The 6,319-nt window shown below is 72.4% G+C and carries 6 protein-coding genes; 3 read left to right on the top strand and 3 right to left on the bottom strand.

Annotation, left to right across the window (positions count from 1 at the left end; all coding sequences use genetic code 11):
• Positions 1 to 62 precede the first annotated feature (62 nt).
• From Aph01nite_RS40515 to Aph01nite_RS40505, 3 genes are all read right to left on the bottom strand, one after another.
• Positions 63 to 1,508: a pyridoxal phosphate-dependent decarboxylase family protein gene (locus Aph01nite_RS40515; protein WP_204046405.1), complete on the bottom strand. Its 1,446-nt coding sequence runs from the start codon at positions 1,506 to 1,508 to the stop codon at positions 63 to 65.
• Positions 1,509 to 1,765: 257 nt separating this feature from the next.
• Entirely contained in the window at positions 1,766 to 3,142 is a 1,377-nt protein-coding gene (locus Aph01nite_RS40510; RefSeq protein WP_204046404.1) for a sensor histidine kinase, read from the bottom strand.
• A complete protein-coding gene (locus Aph01nite_RS40505; protein ID WP_204046403.1) occupies positions 3,132 to 3,806 on the bottom strand; it encodes a response regulator transcription factor in 675 nt (224 codons plus the stop codon). The genes Aph01nite_RS40510 and Aph01nite_RS40505 overlap by 11 nt, the downstream gene beginning before the upstream one ends.
• A gap of 120 nt (positions 3,807 to 3,926) precedes the next feature.
• Between Aph01nite_RS40505 and Aph01nite_RS40500 the strand changes: the two genes are divergently transcribed.
• The 3 genes from Aph01nite_RS40500 to Aph01nite_RS40490 all read left to right on the top strand — a co-directional run.
• A complete protein-coding gene (locus Aph01nite_RS40500; RefSeq protein ID WP_204046402.1) occupies positions 3,927 to 5,081 on the top strand; it encodes a LolA family protein in 1,155 nt (384 codons plus the stop codon).
• Positions 5,078 to 6,052 carry an ABC transporter ATP-binding protein gene (locus Aph01nite_RS40495; protein ID WP_204046401.1) on the top strand — a complete coding sequence of 325 codons (975 nt, stop codon included), beginning with the start codon at positions 5,078 to 5,080 and terminating at the stop codon, positions 6,050 to 6,052. The genes Aph01nite_RS40500 and Aph01nite_RS40495 overlap by 4 nt, the downstream gene beginning before the upstream one ends.
• A partial coding sequence (locus Aph01nite_RS40490) for a hypothetical protein (RefSeq protein WP_204046400.1) occupies positions 6,039 to 6,319 on the top strand: 281 nt, incomplete at its 3' end. The genes Aph01nite_RS40495 and Aph01nite_RS40490, both read left to right, overlap by 14 nt.

The raw sequence follows: 6,319 nt of genomic DNA, 5'->3' as shown, positions 1-6,319 counted from the left end.
CCGGGGAGGTAGTGCGGAGTGGTCATGCGGAGTGGTCATGCGGGGTGGTCTTCGGGAGTTCTTCAGGAGTAGAGGATGGAGAGGAAGCGGATGAGGATGGCTTCGCGGGTGGGGGCGGGGAGGGCGTCGAGGATGGAGTTGACGGCGGCCATTTCGGGTTGGGCGGAGTCTTGGAGGTTGATGCCGACGGAGGCGGCCAGGTCGGCGAAGGTGGCGTCGTCGAGGGAGTCCAGGTCGAGGCCGGCGATGAGTTCGGGGAGTCCGGCGGGGATCTGGGCGGGGCCTTTGGCGCGGGCCGAGGCGGTGGATTGGGCGATGACGTCGAGCATGGCGTCCACGCCGGCGAGGGTGACGCCGGTGACGGTGATGTGGATGTTCGCCGGGATGCCGGCGTAGGAGAGCTGGGGTTGCAGGAACCAGCCGAGTTTGCGGGCCTCGTCGGCCAGGACGAAGACGTCCACGTCGGGTGATCCGGCGAAGGCCACCAGGGAGGCTTCGGGCTTGCCGAGCACGCGCAGACCGGGGATGCCCGCGATGCCCTCGACCAGCCGCCGGGTGGCCTCCAGCGTGGCGCGGCCCAGTTCCGCGTAGCCTTCCCGGCCGAGGGACTGCAGGGTGCCCCAGGCCCCGCCGAGCGGACCGGCCGACCGGGAGCTCTGCACGGTCGAGTTGATGATCGTGTAGCCCGGCCAGGCCGCCGACGCGAAGTACGCCTTGCGCCGCGCCGCCGCGTCCGCGAACAGCAGCACCGAGGCACCCTTGGGCGCGTAACCGAACTTGTGCAGGTCGCACGAGATCGAGGTGACCCCGGGCACGCCCAGGTCGAACGGCGGCACATCGGCTCCGGCCTCCCGCAGCCACGGCAGCAGCCAGCCGCCCACACACGCGTCCACGTGGCAGCGCACGCCGCGGGCCGCCGCCCTCGCCGCGATCTCCTCGACCGGATCGATCACGCCCTGCGGATAGGACGGCGCGGACGCCACCACCAGGACGGTCCGGTCGCTGATCGCCGCCTCGACCTCCTCCGGCGACACCTTGAACGTCTCCAGGTCCACCGGCACCGCGACGACCTCGACGCCCAGATAGTGCGCCGCCTTGTGGAACGCCGGATGGGCGGTCACCGGCACCACGATCTGCGGCCGGATCTCTGGTCGGATCTCCGGCCTGTCCGTGGCCGCCGCGTCCCTGGCCGCCTTCACCGCCAGCATGATCGACTCAGTTCCGCCGCTGGTGAAGATCCCCGGGGCCGCCGGGTTGCCCAGCAGCTCCGCCACCGCGCCCACGACCTGCTTCTCCAGGGCCACCATGCTGGGGAAGGCCGTCGGGTCGAGCATGTTGACCTCGAGCATCTCGGCATAGGCCGCGTGCGCCGCGTCGTGCACCTCCGCCCGCCCGGTGTCGTACACATACGCGGTCACCTTGCCGCCGCGCGACGGCAGGTCGCCGGTCCTGAGCCGGGTCAGTTCGGCGAGCAGATCGGCGGCGGGGCGGCCTGTTTCGGGGAGCATTGCGCGTCCTCCTGAGGGGGAGTGTCGGTGCCGCCCCCACCCTAAGCTCACGCCCTTCGCCCCTCGAACCAGCCTGTGGATAACTTCCCGAGACGGTCCCCCGGGCAGGGCACAATGACGAACGCGCGATCCGAAGCGGCCTGGCGCAAGGGCAAAACGTGCCCCGCGGACAAGGGGGCACGAGACCAGGCCGTAACGGTCCTCGTGTGCCGGGGCGCGGCTTGGTGTCAGGTTGGGGCGTGTCCGGGAGTGTGGGGTCAGGACAGGGGGAGGCGGACTACCGCTGTGAGGCCGGGGGAGGCGTCGGTGAGGTGGATGGTGCCGCCGTGGGCGTGCAGGGTGGTGCGGACGATGGCGAGGCCCAGGCCCGCGCCGCCGTCGTCGCGGCTGCGCGCGGCGTCCAGGCGGGTGAACCGGTCGAAGACGCGTTCCCGGTCTTCGGCGGGGATGCCGGGGCCGTCGTCGGTGACGGTGATCTCGGCCATGCGCGCGTCCGGGCCGCCGGCCTGGGTGAGGGCGACGGCGACCTTCGCGGTGCGGTGGCGTACCGCGTTGTCGATCAGGTTGGTGAGGACGCGGCCGAGGTCCATCGCGTCGCCGGTCACCGTGAGCGTGGCGGCGGGCAGGTCGGCGGCGATGCCGTACCGGTCGGCGGTGCGGGAGACGAGTTCGTTGAGGTCGACGGGCTCGCGGCGGGAGGGGCGGCCCTCGTCCAGGCGGGCCAGCGCGAGCAGGTCCTCGGCCAGGCGGGCCAGGCGCAGCGTGTCCTCCAGCACGCCCTCCGCGGTCTCCTGCCAGTCCTGGCCCTCCGGATGGTTGAGCGCCACCTCCAGCTGGAGCCGGATGCTGGCCAGCGGGCTGCGCAGTTCGTGGGCGGCGTCCGAGACCAGGGCGCGCTGGCGGGCCCCGGCGTCCTCCAGCCGGGCCAGCATGTCGTTCAGCGTCATCGCCAGCGAGTGCACCTCGTCGTGGGCCTCCGGCACCGGGAGCCGCCGCGACCGCGCGGTGCCGGTGATCTCGGCCGCCCCGCGCCTGAGCGCGTCGATCGGCCGCAGGGTCCTGCCGATGACCAGCCAGGACGCGGCGGCCAGCAGGACCAGCAGCAGCGGCGTGCCGATCAGCATCACGTGCGCGGCGGCTCCGATGCTGCCCTGCACCTCCGCGAACGACCGGGCCGCGATCACTGTGACGCCGTCGTCCGCGCGCAGCACCGTCACCCGCAGCACCCCGGGAATCCCGTACGGACGGCCGTCCAGGAAGCGCGCCCCGTCGTCGGTGAGGGCGGCGGCCCGGGACTCGGCGGACAGCAGCGGCACCAGCCGGTCGGTGTTGCCGGTCGCGCCGATGATGCGGCCGTCCCGGGAGACCACCTGCACGATCGTGTTGTCGGTGGTCACGATCGGCCCGTCCAGCCGGTGCGCGTCCGAGAGCGCGACCACCTCCCGGGCCCGCTGGTGGATGCCCTCGTCGATGGTGGACACCAGCGCCCGCGACAGCGCGTCCACGAAGACGTACGCGGAGAGTGCCAGGCCGAGCGCGAGCACGGCCGCCGAGACGGCGGTCAGCCGCACCCGCAGGCTCCGCCGCCGCCACCAGCCGACCGGGCCCCGCCGGCGCGCGGAGTCAGCCGCCATCGCTGACCAGGCGGTAGCCGGCTCCTCGCACGGTCTGCACGGCGCCGCGCCCGAACGGGGCGTCGATCTTGCGGCGCAGGTAGCCGACATACACCTCGACCACGTTCGGGTCGGTGTCGTAGGTGTCCCAGACGTGTTCCAGGATCTCGGCCTTGGAGACCACCTCGTCGTGGTGGCGCATCAGATATTCGAGCAGCGCGAACTCGCGCGGCGTCAGGTCGATCGAGGTCGCTCCCCGGGAGACGATGCGGCGCGCCGGGTCCAGGGTGAGATCCCCGGCGCGCAGCACGGCCGGGCGGCGGCCCCCGCCGCGGCGGAGCAGGGCGCGGAGGCGGGCCACCAGCACGACGTAGGAGAAGGGCTTGGTGAGGTAGTCGTCGGCGCCCAGGTCCAGGCCGTCGGCCTGGTCGTACTCGCCGTCCTTGGCGGAGAGCATGAGGATCGGCACCCAGTTCTCCTCCGCGCGCAGCCGTTTGCACACGTTGTAGCCGGACAGCCTCGGCAACATGATGTCCAGCACGACCGCGTCGTAGTCGCCGACCTGGGCCAGATGCAGCCCTTCTTCGCCGTCGTGGGCCAGATCCACGGCGAACCCCTCGGCTCGCAGGCCACGCTGGAGCGCCGCCGCCATCCGCCGCTCATCCTCCACCACCAGAACCCGCATAACCCCCATTTTGGTCCTTACCGACTGAGACCCTGCTGAGAATGATCTCAGCGGCTCTCAGCGCCGGCTCAGGCGGCAGCGCGCAGGGTGGGTCCGTATCCGTCAGATTGGAGAGGTGAAATGCCCAAGAGAGCACGCGCCGTGAGGTGGGGGGTGCCGGTCGCCGCCATCGCCGTGGTGGCCGGAGCCGTCGGAGCGGGCCCTGTGATCGCCGCCGTCCAAGGGGATCCGGTGCTGCCCGAGCGCACCGCCCAGCAGTTGCTGGCCGACGTCGGCGCCCGTCTGCAGTCCGGGGAGCTGCCGCCCATGTCCGGGACGATCATCGAAACCGCGTCCCTCGGCGTGCCCGGCCTGTCCTCGCTGGCCGGCGCGGCCAGCGGCCCGGTCGCCCTGCTCGCCGGCTCCCACCAGGTCAAGATCTGGTACGGCTCGGCGACGCAGCTCAGGATCGCGCTGCCCGGCCACATGAGCGAGCACGACCTGATCGTCAACGGGGACCAGACCTGGTGGTGGGACAGCGCCGCCAACACGGCCACCAGGATCAAGACGCCGGTCGGGGAACCCGCGCGGTCCCTGCCGCCGACCGTGATCACGCCGCAGGAGGCGGCCGAGCGGGCACTCGCGGCGGCCGACGGCAACACCACGGTCAGCGTGGGCAACGACGCGACGGTGGCCGGGCGCGCCGCGTACGAGCTGGTGCTCGCGCCCACCGCCGCGAGCTCCCTGGTCAAGGACATCCGGGTGGCCGTCGACGGCGAGACCTTCATCCCGCTCCGCGTCCAGGTGCACGCGAACGACTCCGTGGAACCCGCCTTCGAGGTGGGCTTCGACTCGGTCACCTTCACCCGCCCGGCCCCGGAGAACTTCACGTTCACGCCGCCGCCGGGCGCGAAGGTCGAGGACGGGGAGATGCCCTCGCTCCAGCGGGAGCACAAGCCCGGCCACCCCGGCGGCTCTGCCGGCCTCGCCGGGAAGAAGGGCGAGGCGAAGATGGTCGGATCCGGCTGGACCACCGTGGTCGTCCTGCCGCTCCCCGCCGACGCCCTCACCGGCGGCGGGGACGAGAGCGGTGACGGCGGCCGGGACTTCGGCGAGCGGCAGCTGAGCGGCCTCGCCGACGGGGTGCTCAACGCCGCGACCCCGGTCAGCGGCACGTGGGGCAAGGGCCGGCTGATCAAGACCAAGCTCGTCTCCGTGCTGCTCACCGACGACGGGCGCGCCATCGCGGGCGCGGTAACGCCCGAAGTCCTGTACGAGGTGGCGGGCCGGAAATGACCAAGACGATCGACGCGGCGGGGGGCGCCCTGGCGGCGTCCCCCGCCGAGGGGGCCGCGATCGTCACCCGCGGCCTGACCAAACGTTTCCGCGGCGGCCAGCTCGCCGTGGACCACCTGGACCTGACGGTGCCGCGCGGTGCCGTGTTCGGATTCCTCGGCCCCAACGGCTCCGGCAAGACCACCACGATCAGAATGCTGCTCGGCCTTGTCTCGCCGACGTCCGGCACGAGCTCGATCCTGGGGGCGGAGTCGCCCGGACGGGCGTTGACCCGGGTGGGAGCGCTGGTGGAGGGGCCGGCGTTCTACCCGTACCTGTCGGGGGCCGCGAATCTGCGCCGTTTCGACGCGGCCGATCCCGGCGCCGACCCGCGCACGGTGGACCGGCGGGTCGGGGAGGCGCTCGACCGGGTGGGTCTCACGGCCGCCGCCCGCAAGCGCTACCGTGCGTACTCGCTGGGCATGCGGCAGCGGCTCGCCATCGCCGCCACCCTGCTGGGGCCGCGCGAACTTCTTGTTCTGGACGAGCCCACCAACGGCCTCGACCCGCAGGGGACCCGCGAGGTCCGCAACCTGATCAAGGACGTGGCCGCCGACGGCACCACCGTCTTCGTCTCCTCCCACCTCCTCGCCGAGGTCGAGCAGATGTGCACCCACATCGGCGTCATGCGCACCGGCCGGCTGGTCGCCGAGGGCCCGCTGGCCGAACTCCGCTCGGTGAAGGTGCCCCGGCTCCGCCTCGAAACCCCGGACGTCGCCACGGCCGCCGCCGCCCTCGCCTCCTTCGGCCTCACCGACATCCGCTCCGGCCCCGGCGAGCTGTCCGCCGAACTCGGTGACGCCCTCCCCGAACGGGTCACCGAAGCCCTCGTCCGCGAGGGCATCGCCGTCCGCGGCCTCCACGTGCTCCGGCCCACCCTGGAGGACGTCTTCGTCAACCTCACCGGGGAGGGATTCGATGTCGAAGCCTGACCAGCTCATCCAGCCGCCCCTCCCGAACCCGCCCACCGAGACGACCGACGGCAACGGCCTCCAACCGCACGCTGGGGTCCCAGCCCACGCGGCTACGGGCAAGGAGCCTCCCGTTCCCTCCGGGAGGATGGCGGACGGCGCACCGCCGCTTCCCCTCGGGTTCGACGGAGTGGCGGACAGCATCCTGATTCCCGTCCCTTTCAAGAGGCGGGCAGATGACGAAGCGCCTGGATCCGCCGGATTCGGATTCGAGAGGCGGGCAAGTGA

This window comes from Acrocarpospora phusangensis (assembly GCF_016862995.1).
Lineage (GTDB): Bacteria > Actinomycetota > Actinomycetes > Streptosporangiales > Streptosporangiaceae > Acrocarpospora > Acrocarpospora phusangensis.
This window is presented reverse-complemented; position numbering and strand designations above follow the sequence as displayed.